The sequence below is a fragment of the Pseudomonas sp. 2hn genome (assembly GCF_019646095.1).
Lineage (GTDB): Bacteria > Pseudomonadota > Gammaproteobacteria > Pseudomonadales > Pseudomonadaceae > Aquipseudomonas > Aquipseudomonas peradeniyensis.
Genome location: NZ_CP081016.1, coordinates 4614673 through 4631217 on the forward strand (window position 1 = coordinate 4614673; position 16545 = coordinate 4631217).

General features: G+C 64.8%; 15 protein-coding genes. 6 read left to right on the top strand and 9 right to left on the bottom strand.

Going from position 1 to position 16545, the window contains the following annotated elements; translation table 11 throughout:
* Positions 1-127 precede the first annotated feature (127 nt).
* The 4 genes from lon (at position 128) to cmoB (ending at position 4954) form a co-directional block, all read left to right on the top strand.
* Complete coding sequence (gene lon / locus K2O50_RS20865; protein ID WP_050703995.1) at positions 128-2548, top strand: endopeptidase La; 2421 nt, start codon at positions 128-130, stop codon at positions 2546-2548.
* A 226-nt stretch (positions 2549-2774) separates the two neighbouring features.
* Positions 2775-3167: a protease inhibitor I42 family protein gene (locus K2O50_RS20870; RefSeq protein WP_050703994.1), complete on the top strand. Its 393-nt coding sequence runs from the start codon at positions 2775-2777 to the stop codon at positions 3165-3167.
* Positions 3168-3257: 90 nt separating this feature from the next.
* Entirely contained in the window at positions 3258-4001 is a 744-nt protein-coding gene (gene cmoA, locus K2O50_RS20875) for a carboxy-S-adenosyl-L-methionine synthase CmoA (RefSeq protein WP_050703993.1), read from the top strand.
* Positions 3998-4954, top strand: a complete 957-nt coding sequence (cmoB, locus tag K2O50_RS20880; RefSeq protein ID WP_050703992.1) for a tRNA 5-methoxyuridine(34)/uridine 5-oxyacetic acid(34) synthase CmoB — start codon at positions 3998-4000, stop codon at positions 4952-4954. Before cmoA ends, cmoB begins: the two co-directional genes overlap by 4 nt.
* 69 nt (positions 4955-5023) lie before the next feature.
* On the opposite strand, the gene K2O50_RS20885 is transcribed toward cmoB, so the two are convergent.
* Complete coding sequence (locus tag K2O50_RS20885) at positions 5024-5227, bottom strand: hypothetical protein (protein ID WP_050703991.1); 204 nt, start codon at positions 5225-5227, stop codon at positions 5024-5026.
* Between the two features lie 311 nt (positions 5228-5538).
* Between K2O50_RS20885 and K2O50_RS20890 the strand changes: the two genes are divergently transcribed.
* The gene (locus K2O50_RS20890) at positions 5539-6213 is read left to right on the top strand and encodes a heavy metal response regulator transcription factor (RefSeq protein ID WP_050703990.1); all 675 of its coding nucleotides are present in this window, start codon (positions 5539-5541) and stop codon (positions 6211-6213) included.
* Positions 6210-7595 (top strand): heavy metal sensor histidine kinase, encoded by a 1386-nt coding sequence (locus tag K2O50_RS20895; RefSeq protein ID WP_050703989.1) that lies wholly within the window; start codon positions 6210-6212, stop codon positions 7593-7595. The genes K2O50_RS20890 and K2O50_RS20895 overlap by 4 nt, the downstream gene beginning before the upstream one ends.
* Positions 7596-7722: 127 nt before the next feature.
* Here K2O50_RS20895 and pdxJ read toward each other — a convergent pair whose 3' ends face one another.
* From pdxJ to K2O50_RS20935, 8 genes are all read right to left on the bottom strand, one after another.
* Positions 7723-8445, bottom strand: coding sequence for a pyridoxine 5'-phosphate synthase (gene pdxJ / locus K2O50_RS20900; protein ID WP_189656959.1), 723 nt, complete (start codon positions 8443-8445; stop codon positions 7723-7725).
* 62 nt (positions 8446-8507) lie between these two features.
* Positions 8508-9191: a DNA repair protein RecO gene (gene recO, locus K2O50_RS20905; RefSeq protein ID WP_050703988.1), complete on the bottom strand. Its 684-nt coding sequence runs from the start codon at positions 9189-9191 to the stop codon at positions 8508-8510.
* Positions 9192-9294: 103 nt separating this feature from the next.
* On the bottom strand, positions 9295-10197 hold the full coding sequence (era, locus tag K2O50_RS20910) for a GTPase Era (protein ID WP_028690122.1): 903 nt from the start codon (positions 10195-10197) through the stop codon (positions 9295-9297).
* Positions 10190-10879: a ribonuclease III gene (rnc, locus tag K2O50_RS20915; RefSeq protein ID WP_028690123.1), complete on the bottom strand. Its 690-nt coding sequence runs from the start codon at positions 10877-10879 to the stop codon at positions 10190-10192. Before rnc ends, era begins: the two co-directional genes overlap by 8 nt.
* A 161-nt stretch (positions 10880-11040) precedes the next feature.
* Positions 11041-11895, bottom strand: coding sequence for a signal peptidase I (gene lepB, locus K2O50_RS20920; protein ID WP_028690124.1), 855 nt, complete (start codon positions 11893-11895; stop codon positions 11041-11043).
* Between the two features lie 5 nt (positions 11896-11900).
* On the bottom strand, positions 11901-13700 hold the full coding sequence (lepA, locus tag K2O50_RS20925; RefSeq protein WP_050703987.1) for a translation elongation factor 4: 1800 nt from the start codon (positions 13698-13700) through the stop codon (positions 11901-11903).
* A gap of 270 nt (positions 13701-13970) precedes the next feature.
* A complete protein-coding gene (locus K2O50_RS20930) occupies positions 13971-15377 on the bottom strand; it encodes a DegQ family serine endoprotease (RefSeq protein ID WP_371263124.1) in 1407 nt (468 codons plus the stop codon).
* Between the two features lie 200 nt (positions 15378-15577).
* The gene (locus K2O50_RS20935; protein WP_050703986.1) at positions 15578-16543 is read right to left on the bottom strand and encodes a MucB/RseB C-terminal domain-containing protein; all 966 of its coding nucleotides are present in this window, start codon (positions 16541-16543) and stop codon (positions 15578-15580) included.
* Positions 16544-16545: the final 2 nt, after the last annotated feature.

Genomic DNA, 16545 nt, shown 5'->3' on the forward strand with positions numbered 1-16545 from the left:
GGGGCTCGTGGGAGCGGCGGTTCGGCGCCCCGACTTGCCCCGCGATGGTTTCACCCCGTTCGTCTACCATTGAAACCCATCCTCCCCTGCCCCATCTAAGCACCATAGCCATTCACGCAGGTGCCCCATGAGCGACCAGCAGGATTTCCCGGAACATCCCGACGAACACAGCGAAGTCGAACACCTCGATCCCTCGGCCGCCCCCGGCCACCACCTCGCCCTGCCCGGCCAGCAGCTGCCGGACAAGGTCTACGTAATCCCGATCCACAACCGCCCGTTCTTCCCCGCGCAAGTGCTGCCGGTGATCGTCAACGAAGAACCCTGGGCCGAAACCCTCGACCTGGTCGCCAAGACCCCGCACCACTCCCTGGCGCTGTTCTTCATGGACACCCCGCCGGAAGACCACCGCCACTTCGACACCAAGGCCCTGCCCGAGTACGGCACCCTGGTGAAGGTGCACCACGCCAGCCGCGAAGGCGGCAAGCTGCAGTTCGTCGCCCAGGGCCTGACCCGGGTGCGCATCCGCACCTGGCTCAAGCACCATCGTCCGCCCTACCTGGTGGAAGTCGACTACCCACGCCAGCCGGCGGAACCCACCGACGAGGTCAAGGCCTACGGCATGGCCCTGATCAACGCGATCAAGGAACTGCTGCCGCTCAACCCACTGTACAGCGAAGAGCTGAAGAACTACCTCAACCGCTTCAGCCCCAACGACCCGTCACCGCTGACCGACTTCGCCGCCGCCCTCACCTCGGCCACCGGCAACCAGCTGCAGGAAGTGCTCGACTGCGTGCCCATGCTCAAGCGCATGGAAAAGGTCCTGCCGATGCTGCGCAAGGAAGTCGAGGTGGCCCGGCTGCAGAACGAGATATCCGCCGAGGTAAACCGGCAGATCGGCGAGCACCAGCGCGAGTTCTTCCTCAAGGAACAGCTCAAGGTCATCCAGCAGGAGCTGGGCCTGACCAAGGACGACCGCAGCGCCGACCTGGAGCAGTTCCAGCAGCGCCTGGAGGGCAAGACCCTGCCTGACCAGGCGAAAAAACGCATCGACGAGGAGATGGGCAAGCTGGCCATCCTCGAAACCGGCTCGCCGGAGTACGCCGTCACCCGCAACTACCTGGAATGGGCCACGGCCCTGCCTTGGGGCGTGTACGGCAAGGACAAGCTCGACCTCAAGCACGCGCGCAAGGTACTCGACCGTCACCACGCGGGCCTGGACGACATCAAGGAGCGCATCCTCGAGTTCCTCGCCGTGGGCGCCTGGAAAGGTGAGATCAGTGGCTCCATCGTGCTGCTGGTGGGTCCGCCGGGCGTGGGCAAGACCAGCATCGGCAAGTCCATCGCCGAATCCCTGGGCCGGCCGTTCTACCGCTTCAGTGTCGGCGGCATGCGCGACGAGGCCGAGATCAAGGGCCACCGCCGCACCTACATCGGCGCACAGCCGGGCAAGCTGGTGCAGGCGCTGAAGGAAGTCGAGGTGATGAACCCGGTGATCATGCTCGACGAGATCGACAAGATGGGCCAGAGCTACCAGGGCGACCCGGCCTCGGCACTGCTGGAGACCCTCGACCCCGAGCAGAACGTCGACTTCCTCGACCATTACCTGGACCTGCGCCTGGACCTGTCCAAGGTGCTGTTCGTCTGCACCGCCAACACCCTCGACTCGATCCCCGGCCCGTTGCTCGACCGCATGGAAGTGATCCGCCTGTCCGGCTACATCACCGAGGAAAAGCTCGCCATCGCCAAGCGCCACCTGTGGCCCAAGCAGCTGGACAAGGCCGGCGTGGCCAAGGCCAGCCTGAGCATCAACGACGCCGCGCTGCGCGCGGTGATCGAAGGTTATGCCCGCGAAGCCGGTGTGCGCCAGCTGGAGAAACAGCTGGGCAAGCTGGTGCGCAAGTCGGTGGTCAAGCTGCTGGAGGATCCGCAGGCCAAGCTCAAGATCGGCACCAAGGACCTCGAGCCCGCCCTGGGCATGCCGGTGTTTCGCAGCGAGCAGGTACTGGCCGGCAAGGGCGTGATCACAGGTCTTGCCTGGACCAGCATGGGCGGCGCCACCCTGCCGATCGAGGCCACGCGCATCCACACCCTCGGCCGCGGCCTCAAGCTCACCGGCAAGCTGGGTGATGTGATGAAGGAATCGGCGGAAATCGCCTACAGCTATGTCAGCTCGAACCTCAAGCAGTTCGGCGGCACGCCCGGCTATTTCGACGAGGCCTTCATCCACCTGCATGTCCCTGAAGGCGCGACGCCCAAGGATGGCCCCAGCGCCGGCGTGACCATGGCCAGCGCCCTGCTGTCGCTGGCCCGGGACCAGGCGCCGAAGAAAGGCGTGGCGATGACCGGCGAACTGACCCTGACCGGCCAGGTACTGCCGATCGGCGGGGTGCGCGAGAAGGTGATCGCGGCGCGCCGGCAGAAGATCTTCGAACTGATCCTGCCGGAGGCCAACCGCGGCGATTTCGAGGAGTTGCCGGAGTACCTGAAGGACGGCTTGACCGTGCATTTCGCCAAGCGCTTTGCCGACGTGGCGAAAGTGCTGTTCTGAACGCCCAGCCGGGCCACTGTAGGAGCGGCCTTGTGTCGCGATAGGGCCGCACAGCGGCCCCGGCTATTTCAAAGTAGGCCAGAGACCCTGGGGGTGCTTCGCACCCCTTTCGCGACGCAAGGCCGCTCCTACAGGGCTCGTGCATGGCAATGAGACGCCAACACTGCCATCACAAACTTCCATCTGCTTCGGTTATCCTCAGGCAACTTCAGCCTCAGGAGCCACCATGTCCGCCCCTCGTCTGCTCGTTCCCCTGGGCCTGGCCCTGCTCACCGCCTGCGCCCAGCAACCGCAACGCACCGTCGAACTGGACGGCGAAAGCGAGTGCCCCACGCGCCTGGTCGTCGGCCAGACCATGACCCTCACCCTGCCCAGCAACCCCACCACCGGCTACCGCTGGCTGCTGCAGAACCCGGCGCCGGAGATCCTGCGCAGCCTCGGCCCCGAGGTGTACAGCTCCCCGGAACAGGCCGGCATCGTCGGCAGCGGCGGGCTTTCTTCCTGGCGCTTCCAGGCCAAGGCCGCAGGCGAGGGTCACCTGATCCTGGTCTACCAGCAGCCCTGGGCCCCTGAAGTGCGGCCGGTGCAGACCTTCGATTGCGCCATCCGGGTGAAGTGAGCGGACGGCGCCGGTCAGTGAGTCATGCAAGCTTGCCGTGGTTTGGCTAGAATGCCGCCCCTGTAGATTGCCAGCCGCCTGGACCCACCCGTGAGCAAACAACCCGACCGCCTTTTCGCCCAACCCCTGGAGCAGGTGCCCGACTTCGTCTTCAACGAAGACGTGGTGCAGGTGTTCCCGGACATGATCAAGCGCTCGGTGCCCGGTTACCCGACCATTGTCGAGAACCTCGGCGTGCTGGCCGCGCGCTTCGCCCAGCCGAACTCCGCGCTGTATGACCTCGGCGCCTCGCTGGGCGCGGTGACCCAGGCGCTGCGTCGCCATGTGCGCACGGACGGCTGCCGGGTCATCGCGGTGGACAATTCCGCGGCCATGGTCGAGCGCTGCCGCCAGTACCTCACCGCCCAGGACTCGATGTTCCAGGAGTTGCTGCCGGTGCAGGTGCTGGAGGCCGACATCCTCGCCCTGCCCTTCGAGCCCGCCTCGGTGGTGGCGATGAACTTCACCCTGCAGTTCGTCGCCCCCGAGCAGCGCCTGGAGCTGCTGGGCCGCATCCGCCAGGCCCTGTTGCCGGGCGGTGCGCTGATCCTCTCGGAAAAACTGCGCTTCACCGACGCGCAGGAGCAGGACCTGCTCAACGAACTGCACCTGGACTTCAAACGTGCCAATGGCTACAGCGAACTGGAAATCGCCCAGAAACGCAGCGCCATCGAGAACGTGATGAAGCCCGACACCCTGGAAACCCATGAGCAGCGCCTGCGCGCCGCCGGCTTCTCCAAGGTCGTGCCCTGGTTCCAATGCCTCAACTTCGCCTCGCTGATAGCCCTGCCATGATCGATCTGTCCCCCCTTGTCCGCCGCCTGGCGGGCACGCCCCTTGCCACCTGGTCCCACGGCCTGCAGGCGCAACTCGAAGCCAAGCTGGAGAAGGGCCACGGCGACCTCGACCGCTGGCGCGGCGCCCTCGAGGCACTGCCGCGGCTGACCCCCAGCGAAATCGACCTGGTCGACGGCCTGCGCCTGGACTGCGACTGCGACGACGCCACCCGGGCGCAGATGCGTCAGGCACTGATGGGCCTGTCACCCTGGCGCAAGGGCCCGTTCGACCTGTTCGGCGTGCATGTCGACACCGAGTGGCGCTCGGACTGGAAATGGTCGCGAGTCGGCCCGCACCTGGACCTCAAGGGCAAGCGCGTGCTCGACGTGGGCTGCGGCAATGGCTATTACCAATGGCGCATGCTCGGCGCCGGCGCCGACATGGTCATCGGCGTCGACCCCAACTGGCTGTTCTTCTGCCAGTTCCAGGCCGTGCAGCAGTACCTGCCTGAACTGCCGGCCTGGCACCTGCCATTCGCCCTCGAAGAGCTGCCGGCCAACCTCGAAGGCTTCGACACCGTGTTCTCCATGGGCGTGTTCTACCACCGCCGCTCGCCCATCGAGCACCTGCTGGCGCTCAAGGACTGCCTGGTCAAGGGCGGTGAACTGGTGCTGGAAACCCTGGTGATCGAGGGTGACGAAAACCAGGTGCTGGTACCCGAGGACCGCTACGCGCAGATGCGCAACGTCTGGTTCCTGCCGTCGGTGCCGGCCCTGGAGCTCTGGTTGCGCCGCGCCGGCTTCAGTGATGTGCGCTGCGTCGATGTCAGTGTCACCAGCGTCGAGGAGCAGCGCAGCACCGAGTGGATGCGCTACCAGTCGCTGGGCGACTTCCTCGACCCGAACGACCACGGCAAGACCGTCGAGGGCCTGCCGGCCCCGCGCCGCGCCACATTGCTGGCACGCAAATAAAAAAGGCGCCCATTCGGGCGCCCAGGTTCACCAGCGGCGAGGAGCTGTCGCGGCGCAGGTGTGTGGTACTCAGTCCTCGGCCAGTTCGCGGGCCTTTTCCTCGGCCTTGCGCTCGCGCTCGGCCAGCGCCTGCTGCTTGTCGCCGTACAGGCGCGCCTGGTCGTCGCGGAACGCTTGCCAGAATTGCTTCGAACGCTCCGCGCCGCCTTCGGCGAAAACGCTGGTGCTGCCCAGGGCGAGAATCGCCAGCAGCAGGTACTTGGTCAGGTTCATCGTGCTTGCCTCGTGATAACCGTTTCGACAGGGCCATCATCGCAAGCGGCAGCTAACGCCAAGGTGAGGCGGACATTACAGTCTTGCAAGAGAGCCGCATCGCGGGGCAAGCCCGTTCCCACGGGATCCTGCTGGCTTTCTCGGAGTGGGCTTGCCCCATGATGGCGACGGCCCTGTCAGGCACATGACCCGCGTATTACAAATCCGTTATTCCCGCCGCTTGCCCATTCGCATCCAGTAACATCCTCGCCGCTTGACCCTGATGTCACTACAGGGTCGAGAATCGCCCCCTTTCCACACAGAGCCCGACCATGCGCCTACTGATCATCGAGGACGAACCCCGCACCGCCGACTACCTGCAACAGGGCCTGCGCGAGAACGGCTACGTGGTCGACTGCGCCCACACCGGCACCGACGGCCTGCACCTGGCCCGCCAGCAGGCGTACGACCTGGTAATCCTCGACGTCAACCTGCCCGGGCTCGATGGCTGGGGCGTGCTGCAGCGCCTGCGCGCCGAGTCTTCGACGCGAATCATGATGCTCACCGCCCATGGCCGTCTGGCCGACCGGGTCAAGGGGCTGGACCTGGGCGCCGACGACTACCTGCTCAAGCCCTTCGAGTTTCCCGAACTGCTGGCGCGTATCCGCAGCCTGTTGCGACGCAACGACCAGCACCTGCAGCCGAGCACGCTGAAAGTCGCCGACCTTGAGCTTGACCCCGGCCGCCACCGCGCCTGGCGCGGCGGCCAGCGCATCGACCTGACCGCCAAGGAGTTCGCCCTGCTGCACCTGCTGATGCGCCAGAGCGGCGAGGTGCTGTCGCGTACACAGATCATCTCGCTGGTGTGGGACATGAACTTCGATTGCGACACCAACGTGGTGGAAGTGTCGATCCGCCGCTTGCGGGCAAAGATCGACGACCCGTTCGAGGACAAGCTGATCCACACCCTGCGCGGCGTCGGCTACGTGCTCGAGGCGCGGACGTGAAGCGCCCCAGCCTGTCGCTGCGCCTGGGCCTGACCGTCACCTTGCTGGGGGCGGCGCTGGTCTTGCTGCTGGCGTGCCTGGCGGTATTCGCCCTCGATCATGAGCTGGACAGCCGGGCGCGCAAGGACCTGGCGCGCAAGATGCAGCAGGTCGAACACAACCTGCGCGTCGATCTGCGCAGCGACGACCTCGGCGCCCGCGCCCACCCCCTGCTCGACCTGGTCATGGGCCACGACAACCTCAGCCTCAGCGTGCTGGCCGTCAACGGCCGCCACCCCGCCCTGCTCAGCCTGGGGCCGGCGCTGCAGTCGCAGCACCTGTTGAACCAGGAGGCCGACAACCAGCTGACCTTCCATACCTGGCGCGACGATGATGGTAATCAGATCCTCACGGCCAGCCGTCTGATGCGCCTGCGCGACGACACCCCGGTCAAGGTGCTGATGTCGCTCAACCGCAGCGACGACAACAGCCTGTTGCAGGCCTACCTGAACTCGACCCTGCTGGCCCTGCCGCTGCTGCTGGTGCTGATCGGCATCGCCGCGTGGAAGCTGGTGCAGCGTGGCCTGCGTCCGCTGCGGCATTTTCGCCGGATCGCCGGGCAAGTCTCGACCCAGGACCTGGCGCATCGCCTGCCGGATGAGGGCCTGCCCGTCGAACTGGCCGACCTGGCCCGCGCCATCAACGTCATGCTCGACCGGCTCGACCAGGGCGTGCGCCAGCTGTCGCAGTTCTCCGATGATCTGGCCCACGAACTGCGCACGCCCATCGGCAACCTGATGGGCAAGGCCCAGGTGACCCTGGCCCGCGGGCGTGACGGCGACAAGTACCGCGAAGCCCTGGAGGACAGCGTAGAGGAGCTGACTCGGCTCAACCGCATCATCAACGACATGCTGTTCCTGGCCCAGGTCAGCCAGCCACAGACCCAGGTGGCCCTGGTTCCCGTGGCGCTGGCGGACGAAGTGGCGCGGGTGAGCGAGCTGTTCACCTTCAGCGCCGAACTCAAGGGCATCTCCCTGCACCTGCAAGGCTGGGGTACCGCGATGGCGGACAAGCTGATGTTCCAGCGGGCGCTGTCGAACCTGCTCAGCAATGCGATTCGCCATGGCCCTGAAGGTCAGCCAGTGGCCGTGGGCATCGAGCGAATCGGCGACCAGATCGGCGTGTGGGTGGAAAATCGCGGGCCGGGGATTGGCGAGACATACTTGCCACACCTGTTCGAGCGGTTCTACAGGGCCGGGGCCGGGCGTTCGCGATTGGAAGGCGGGACGGGGTTGGGGCTGGCGATCGTCAAGTCGATCATGCAGCTGCATGGGGGGCGAGTGGAGGTTCAAAGCCAACCAGCGGGCCCGACTCGCTTCACCCTGGTCTTCCAGGCCGAGTGATCCACCGCCAGCGCCGGCCTCTTCGCGGGTAAACCCGCTCCCACAGGGATCTCAACAGCCCTTGGGCTTGCCCATTACCTGTGGGAGCGGGTTCACCCGCGAAAGGGCCGGTACTGAAGAGCGCTGGTCAGCGCGAAGCGGCGACGATCAGTGCCTTCATCTCTGCTACCGCCGCCTTGAAGCCGACGAACAGCGCATGGGCCACCAGCGCATGGCCGATGTTCAGTTCGTTGATGCCCTTGATCGCGGCCACGGCCTCGACGTTGTGGTAGTGCAAGCCATGGCCGGCGTTGACGATCAGCCCCTGGCCAACACCAAATGCCACGCCATCGACAATACGCTTGAGCTCCTCGGCCACCTCGGTCGGCGTCTCGGCGTCAGCGTAGCGCCCCGTGTGCAGTTCGATGGCCGGTGCGCCGACGCGACGTGAGGCCTCGATCTGCCGCTCGTCGGCATCGATGAACAGCGATACTTCAGCGCCGGTGCGCGACAGGCGCTCGACCGCCGCCTTGATCCGTGCCTCCTGGCCGGCCACATCGAGGCCGCCTTCGGTGGTCAGTTCCTGGCGGGTTTCCGGTACCAGGCAGATATGCGCCGGGCGGATCTTCTCGGCGAAGGCCATCATCTCTTCGGTGACGCCCATCTCGAAGTTCATGCGGGTCTGCAGCACATCCTTGAGCAGCAGCACGTCGCGCTCCTGGATATGCCGGCGGTCTTCGCGCAGGTGCACGGTGATGCCGTCGGCACCCGCTTCCTCGGCGTCCAGGGCGGCCTTGACCGGATCCGGATAGCGGGTGCCCCGGGCCTGGCGCAGGGTCGCCACGTGGTCGATGTTGACGCCGAGAAGCATGCGGTTGCTGTGAGTCACGAAGGGGCTCTCCTGAAGATTGAGCCCCACAGCATACGTCGTGCTCAGCGCTTGCGAAACAGTTCCCGGCTGACCAGCGGCCTGGGCCCCAGGTGAACCGCCAGGGCCTGGCGCATCAGGCGCTTGGCGGCGAGCAAGGCGCCGGGCGCGTCCCAGTCGGCCTGGGCCAGGGCCAGCAACTCGCTGCCCTTGAACAGCCCAGGCTGGAACAGCTCGACCCGCTCCAGGCCAGCGTCCACCTGCAGGCGATACAGCCCCTCGGCGACAACGACGCTGTCGTTGACGTCATGGTCCAAAGCGAAGGCATAACCCAGTTCGTCCAGCAGGCGCCATTCGAAGGAGCGCAGCAGCGGCTCCAGCGGACGTCCGGCGGCCAGGGCCTGCAAGGTCAGGGTGTAGTGCTCGAACAACGCCGGGTGCGGCGCCTCGGCGGGCAGCAGGCGCATCAACAGCTCGTTGAGGTAGAGCCCGCTGAACAGCGCGTCACCGTGCAGCCAGGCCGCGATGCCAATGCTGTCCAGGCGACCGACGTTCTTCAGTTCGCCGCGCCCGCGCAGTTCGACTTCCAGCGGCACGAACGGCCGCACCAGGCTGCCACCCTTGCCCCGCGCCCGGCGCAGCACCGCCCGCACCCGCCCCTGGGGGGTGAGGAAGTCCACCAGCGCACTGGTTTCCTTGTAGGCGCGACTGTGCAGCACGTAGGCGGGTTGGGGGGTGGGTTGGTCCATTCGGCTCTCTCGATACCAGAAATGCTTGTGGGAGCGGGCTTGCCCCGCGATCGCCATCGCGGGTCAAGCCCGCTCCCACAGGAGCAAAAGCAGGGTTTGAGGCTTACAGGTCGCCGTAACCCAGCGAACGCAAGGCGCGCTCGTCGTCGGACCAGCCACCCTTGACCTTCACCCAGAGGTTGAGCATGACCTTGGAGTCGAACAGCACTTCCATGTCCTTGCGCGCCTCGGAACCGATGCGTTTGATACGCTCGCCCTTGTCGCCAATGATGATCTTCTTCTGCCCGTCACGCTCGACCAGGATCAGCGCATGGATGTGCAGCACATGACCCTGCTGCTTGAATTCCTCGATTTCCACGGTGATCTGGTACGGAAGCTCCGCACCGAGCTGGCGCATGATCTTCTCGCGCACCAGTTCGGCGGCGAGGAAGCGGCTGCTGCGGTCGGTGATCTGGTCTTCCGGGAAGAAGTGCTCGTTTTCCGGCAGGTGCTTGGCGATCTGGGCTTCCAGCGCTTCGAGGTTGTGCCCCTGCTGCGCGGAGATCGGCATCACTTCGGCGTTCGGCAGTTGCTCCTGCAGCCATTGCAGATGCGGGATCAGCTCGGCCTTCTCTTCCATGCGGTCGGTCTTGTTGACCGCAATGATCAGAGGGCCGGTGACGTACTGCACCCTCTCCAGCACAAGCTGGTCCTCGTCGGTCCACTTGGTACGGTCGACCACGAAGATCACCACGTCGACGTCCTTGAGGGCCGCCGAGGCGTTGCGGTTCATGTAGCGGTTCAGCGCCTTGTCGTTGGCCTTGTGCATGCCAGGGGTGTCGACATAGATCGCCTGCACGTCACCCTCGGTCTTGATGCCGAGCATGTTGTGACGGGTGGTCTGCGGCTTGCGCGAGGTGATTGCCAGCTTCTGCCCGAGGATATGGTTGAGCAGCGTGGACTTGCCCACGTTCGGGCGACCGACAATGGCCACGTAGCCGCAGCGGGTCGAAGTGTTCTCAGTCATTGCCATTCTCCACGCCCAGGGCGATCAATGCGGCGGCGGCGGCGACCTGCTCGGCGATACGCCGGCTCACGCCCTGGCCGCGGCTTTTCTTGTTCAGCAGGACCACTTCGCATTCGACGAAGAAGGTCCGGCAGTGCGGTTCGCCCTGGATGTCCACCACTTCGTAACGTGGCAGCTCGCAGGCACGCGACTGCAGGAACTCCTGCAGGCGGGTCTTGGGGTCCTTGTTGGTGTCGACCAGGGTCAGCCCGTCGAATTCATCGGTCAGCCAGGCCAGGATACGCTCGCGGGCGGTCTGCATGTCGGCGTCCTGGTAGATGGCTCCGATCAGGGCCTCGAGGGCGTCGGCGAGGATCGACTCGCGACGAAAGCCCCCGCTCTTGAGTTCGCCCGAGCCCAGGCGCAGGTACTCGCCCAGGTCGAAGCCACGGGCCAGGCGGGCCAGGGTCTCGCCCTTGACCAGGCGGGCACGCAGGCGCGACAGCTGGCCTTCGCGGGCCTGCGGGAAGCGCTCGAACAGCGCCTCGCCGACCACGAAGTTGAGGATGGCATCGCCGAGGAACTCCAGGCGCTCGTTATTGCGCCCGGCGTAGCTGCGATGGGTCAGGGCCAGCAGCATCTGGTCCTGGTTCTTGAAGGTGTAGCCGAGCTTGCGCTCCAGGCGGGCCAGGGAAGCGCTCATGGGGCCACCCGTGCAATGTTCAACGCGTTGTTCAAATCAACATCCTGAAAGACGGTTTGACTGCGGTCTGTCGCCGGAAACGGCGAAAGCTCTCGCTCCCTGAGAACACAGCCTATGTCAGAAATGCAATCGGCGCTGTCCGTGGACAGCGCCGTCGTTACTCAATGGATCAGCCCGACCCGCGACAGGTTCGGGAAGTGGCTGAGCTTTGGCTCGGGCCAGCTCATCCAGACCGCGAACGCCTTGCCGACGATATTGTGGTCCGGAACCATGCCGTGCAGCTCCTTGGGAATGTTCGGGTCATCCCAGAAGCGGCTGTCGTTGGAGTTGTCGCGGTTGTCGCCCATCATGAAGTAATGACCGGCCGGCACGGTCCATTGCTGGTCCGGCGGCATGCGGTAGCGGGTCATTTCCTTGCGGATCAGGTGCTCGGCTTCACCGAGTTTTTCCTTGTACAGCTCGGCGCTGCCCAGGGTACCCGGCTCGCTACCGACCAGTTGCTCGGCGATCGACTGGCCGTTGACGAACAGTCGCTTGTCGCTGGTGTAGCGCACCACGTCGCCCGGCAGGCCGACCACACGCTTGATGTAGTTGACGTTGGGGTCGCTTGGGTAGCGGAACACCATCACATCCCCGCGTTGCGGATCGCCCACCTCGATGACCTTCTTGTCGATCACCGGCAGGCGAATGCCGTAGGAGAACTTGTTCACCAGGATGAAGTCGCCCACTTCCAGCGTCGGCTTCATCGACCCCGACGGGATCTGGAACGGCTCGACCAGGAACGAACGCAGCACCAGCACGATGAACAGCACCGGGAAGAACGACTTGCCGTATTCAACCAGCAAGGGCTCCTTGTTCAGGCGTTCGACCACGGCCATTTCGGGCTGGCTGACGCTGCCCTGGTAGTTGGCGATCGCCGCCCGCCGGCGCGGGGCCAGGAACAGCAGGTCGATCAGACCCAGCAGACCGCAGACGGCGACGGCGATGACGAGCAACAGCGGGAAATTTAGCGACATAGGACCTAGCTATCCAACCTGAGCACGGCAAGGAAGGCTTCCTGTGGAATCTCCACGTTACCCACCTGCTTCATGCGTTTCTTACCGGCCTTCTGCTTCTCCAGCAGCTTTTTCTTACGGCTGACGTCACCGCCGTAGCACTTGGCCAGTACGTTCTTTCTGAGCGCCTTGACGGTTGTCCGCGCGATGATCTGGCCGCCAATGGCTGCCTGGATCGCCACATCGAACATCTGCCGAGGGATCAGTTCCTTCATCTTTTCGGTCAACGCACGGCCTTTGTAGGCGGCGTTGTCGCGGTGCACGATCAGGGCCAGGGCATCGACCTTGTCGCCGTTGATCAGCACGTCCAGCTTGACCAGGTTGGCCGACTGGTAGCGGTCGAAATGGTAGTCCAGCGAGGCGTAGCCGCGGCTGGTGGACTTCAGGCGGTCGAAGAAGTCCAGCACCACTTCGTTCATCGGCAGGTCGTAGCGCACCTGCACCTGGCTGCCGAGGAACTGCATGTCGCGCTGCACGCCACGCTTCTCGATGCACAGGGTGATGACGTTGCCCAGGTGCTCCTGGGGTACCAGGATGGTCGCGGTGACGATTGGCTCGCGGAAGTCGTTGACCGCCGAGACGTCCGGCAGCTTCGACGGGTTGTCGACGGTGATGGTCTCGCCGGTCTTGAGTTCGAGCTCGTAGATCACGCTTGGCGCGGTGGTGATCAGGTCCAGGTCGTATTCGCGCTCCAGGCGCTCCTGGATGATCTCCATGTGCAGCATGCCGAGGAAGCCGCAACGGAAGCCGAAGCCCAGGGCGTCGGAGCTTTCCGGCATGTACTGCAGCGACGAGTCGTTCAGCGTGAGCTTCTGCAGGGCGTCGCGGAAATCCTCGAAGTCGTCGGAGCTGACCGGGAACAGGCCGGCGTAGACCTGCGGCTGGATCTTCTTGAAGCCTGGCAGCACTTCGACTTCAGGGGTGCTGGACAGGGTCAGGGTGTCACCGACCGGCGCGCCGTGAATGTCCTTGATGCTGGCGATGATGAAGCCCACTTCACCGGCTTTCAGGTCGGCGGTCTGGGTGTGCTTGGGCGTGAACACGCCGACGCTGTCGACCAGGTGCACCTTGCCGGTGGACTTGACCAGGATCTTGTCGCCTTTCTTGACGCGGCCCTGGCGCACGCGCACCAGCGAGACCACGCCCAGGTAGTTGTCGAACCAGGAGTCGATGATCAGTGCCTGCAGCGGCGCATCGATCTCGCCTTCCGGCGCGGGGATGGTCTGCACCAGGCGCTCGAGTACCTCGTCGACGCCCATGCCGCTCTTGGCGCTGCAGGCCACGGCGTCGGTGGCGTCGATGCCGATGATCTTCTCGATCTCGTCCTTGACGCGGTCCGGGTCGGCCTGGGGCAGGTCCATCTTGTTCAGCACGGGCATGACTTCCAGGCCCTGCTCGATGGCGGTGTAGCAGTTGGCCACGGACTGGGCCTCGACACCTTGACCGGCATCGACCACCAGCAGCGCACCCTCGCACGCCGCCAGCGAGCGCGAGACTTCATAGGTGAAGTCGACGTGGCCGGGGGTATCGATGAAGTTCAGCTGGTAGGTCTTACCATCCTGAGCCTTGTAGTGCAGCGTGACGCTGTGGGCTTTGATGGTGATACCGCGCTCGCGCTCGAGATCCATGGAGTCGAGAACCTGAGCTTCCATTTCGCGCGCAGTCAGGCCACCGCACATCTGGATGAAACGGTCGGCCAGCGTCGACTTGCCATGGTCGATGTGGGCGATGATGGAGAAATTGCGGATATGACTCAAATCACTCACGGGTCAACACTCGAAAAGGCTGCGAGCCGGACGCCCGCCGAAAAATAGCCGGGAATTGTACCTCAAGCCGGAGGGATATGGGAGAACCCTTGTCACCTGCCTATCGGTTAGCGTGGGAGCGGGCTTGCCCCGCGATGGCGTCCGATCAGCTGAAAATGTTGCCTGATCGAGCCACATCGCGGGGCAAGCCCGCTCCCACGCAGGACCATCAAGCCTGCTGCTCATGAAAAAAGGCAGCCGAAGCTGCCCTTTCCCTACCGTTCAACCCGCTTACTCAGCCAGCTTGAAGGTGATGAAGCTCGCACGCCCTTGACGCAGCACGCGCATGGACACCGAACGGTTCTTCGGCAGCTCCTTGGCGATCTCGGTGAACTGCTTGGCCGAGGCGATGGCCTGGTTGTTCAGGTGGCTGATGACATCACCCGGACGCAGGCCGATCATGGCCGCCGGACCATCCTGGACTTCCTTGATGACCACACCGCCCTTGAGTTCCAGCGACTTCTTCTGCTCGGCGGTCAGGTCGGACACGGACACACCGAGGCGGTTGCTGCTGCGCTCGGCGCTGCCATCGGCACCCGCGCCCAGGCCGATGTCGGCGTCATCCTCGGGCAATGCGCCGATGGTGACATCCAGGTTCTGGCGCTTGCCGTTGCGGATGATCTCCAGCTTGGCCTTCTCGCCGTCCTTGAGGCTACCAACCAGGTGCGGCAGGTCGGCGGACATGACGATCGGCTGGCCATTCATGCTCAGGATCACGTCACCCACCTGCAGGCCGCCCTTGGCTGCCGGGCCGTTTTCCAGGACCTGGGCCACCAGGGCGCCGGCCGGCTTGTCCAGGCCGAAGGATTCGGCCAGGTCCTTGTTGACCTCCTGGATCACCACGCCCAGCCAGCCGCGGCTGACCTTGCCGTCTTTCTTCAGCTGGTTCGACACATCGATCGCCACATCGATCGGGATGGCGAACGACAGGCCCATGAAGCCGCCGGAACGGGTGAAGATCTGCGAGTTGATCCCCACCACCTCACCTTTCATGTTGAACAGCGGGCCACCGGAGTTACCCGGGTTGATGGCCACGTCGGTCTGGATGAACGGCACATAGGTGTCGTTGGGCAGCGTACGGCCCTTGGCGCTGACGATACCTTTGGTCACCGAATGGTCGAAGCCGAACGGCGAGCCGATGGCCAGCACCCACTCACCAACCTTGAGCTTCTCCGAGTCGCCCAGCTTGACGGTCGGCAGGTTCTTGCCTTCGACCTTGAGCAGGGCCACATCGGTGCGCGGGTCGGTGCCTACCAGCTTGGCCTGCAGTTCGCTGCGGTCGGACAGACGGACGATGATCTCGTCGGCGTCGGCCACCACGTGGTTGTTGGTCAGCACATAGCCATCGCTGGAGATGATGAAGCCCGAACCCAGCGACTGCGCCTCGCGCTGGCGGTCGCCACGGGGCGAACGCGGCTGCTGCGGCATATTGCGCTCGAAGAACTCGCGGAACATCGGCGGCAGGCCTTCGAGGTCCGGCATCTGCCCGGCGGCGACGCGGCGATCCGGCAGTTTCTGCTTGGTACTGATGTTGACCACCGCTGGCGAGGCCTGCTCGACCAGGGTGGTGAAGTCCGGCAGGGACTCCTCGGCCTGGGCGCTGAGCACCTGGCCGAGCATGAGCACGGCGGCGAACATCGATAGGTAGGTTTTCAAGCGTGGTATTGACATACGGCTCCCGTCACAACGAGCGTAGTTAGCAGTAAGGTTCCCGCAGACGCAGGAAAGGCCAGACTCCGAGAAGCCTGACCTATAGAAAATTTGCGGCAGGATTGCAAATGACAATGCCTTAATTTCATGTCAGCTCTGTGTAACAAGAGCTGTCAGAGGGCGCGCCGTCATTGACGCGCCTGGGCATCCTGGGCCCGCATCGACAGGGCGACACGCTCGGCGGTGCCCAGCGGGATCTCGCCGACCACGGTGACCATTACCTTGCCCTTGGGTGTGTTCAGGCGCCGCGACACCGCGACGGTGGGGCCGAGCTGGGCACGGGTATCGACACCGGCCTCGTTGCCGATCGGCTCGAGGAACACCGAGAAACGGGCCAGGCCGTCGTCATACATGAGGCTACTGACGTTGCTCTTGCGCTCAGGGTCGCGGCGAACCGAACTATTGACCAGCTCGAACCCCGGCGGCAGCCAGTCCGAACGCCATCCGGCGACGGTTTCGGCTGTGCCGGCCACTGAACGTTCGACTGGCTTGCAGCTGGCACCGGCAGCCAGTTCGGCGTCGGTTGGCACAGCGTCGGTGTCCAGGCGGGTCATCTGGAAGCGCTCGAGCAACTGGCCCTTGTCGTTGAGCATCAACGAACGCAGGGGCAAGCCGGTGCGGCGGTCCAGGTGCAATTCGAAGGCATAGCGATGCTGGTCACGCGGGGTGAGCGCGACAATCACCGCGTCGCGCCCGGCGACGCGTGACTTGCCTGCCACGCTCAGGTCGTACCAGCCCATGAGCTTCAGGGGATCAAGCACCCGCGGAGCGCTGTCCGGCGGTGTGCCCACGCTGCTGACCAGGTTGCCGCTGACGCACTGCACCTTGCCATCGACCCGCACGATTTCCTGGGCCGAGCCGTCGAGCTGCAGCAGCCGCTCGCTGACCTTGCCGTCCTGGACGCGATGCCAGATATCGTGGGATGAGAAGCTGCCGTTGCGTTCGTAGACGAAGGATCCCTGGTAACTCTGCTGCTGCTCGGCCCGTGCCAGCTTGTTCAGCCACTCGCTCGCCTCGGGCGATGAGTTTGCGGCCAGGGCCTGCACCGTCAGGCTGCTGCCAAGCAGCAGCGACAGGAGAGGTAGCGCGCGCATGA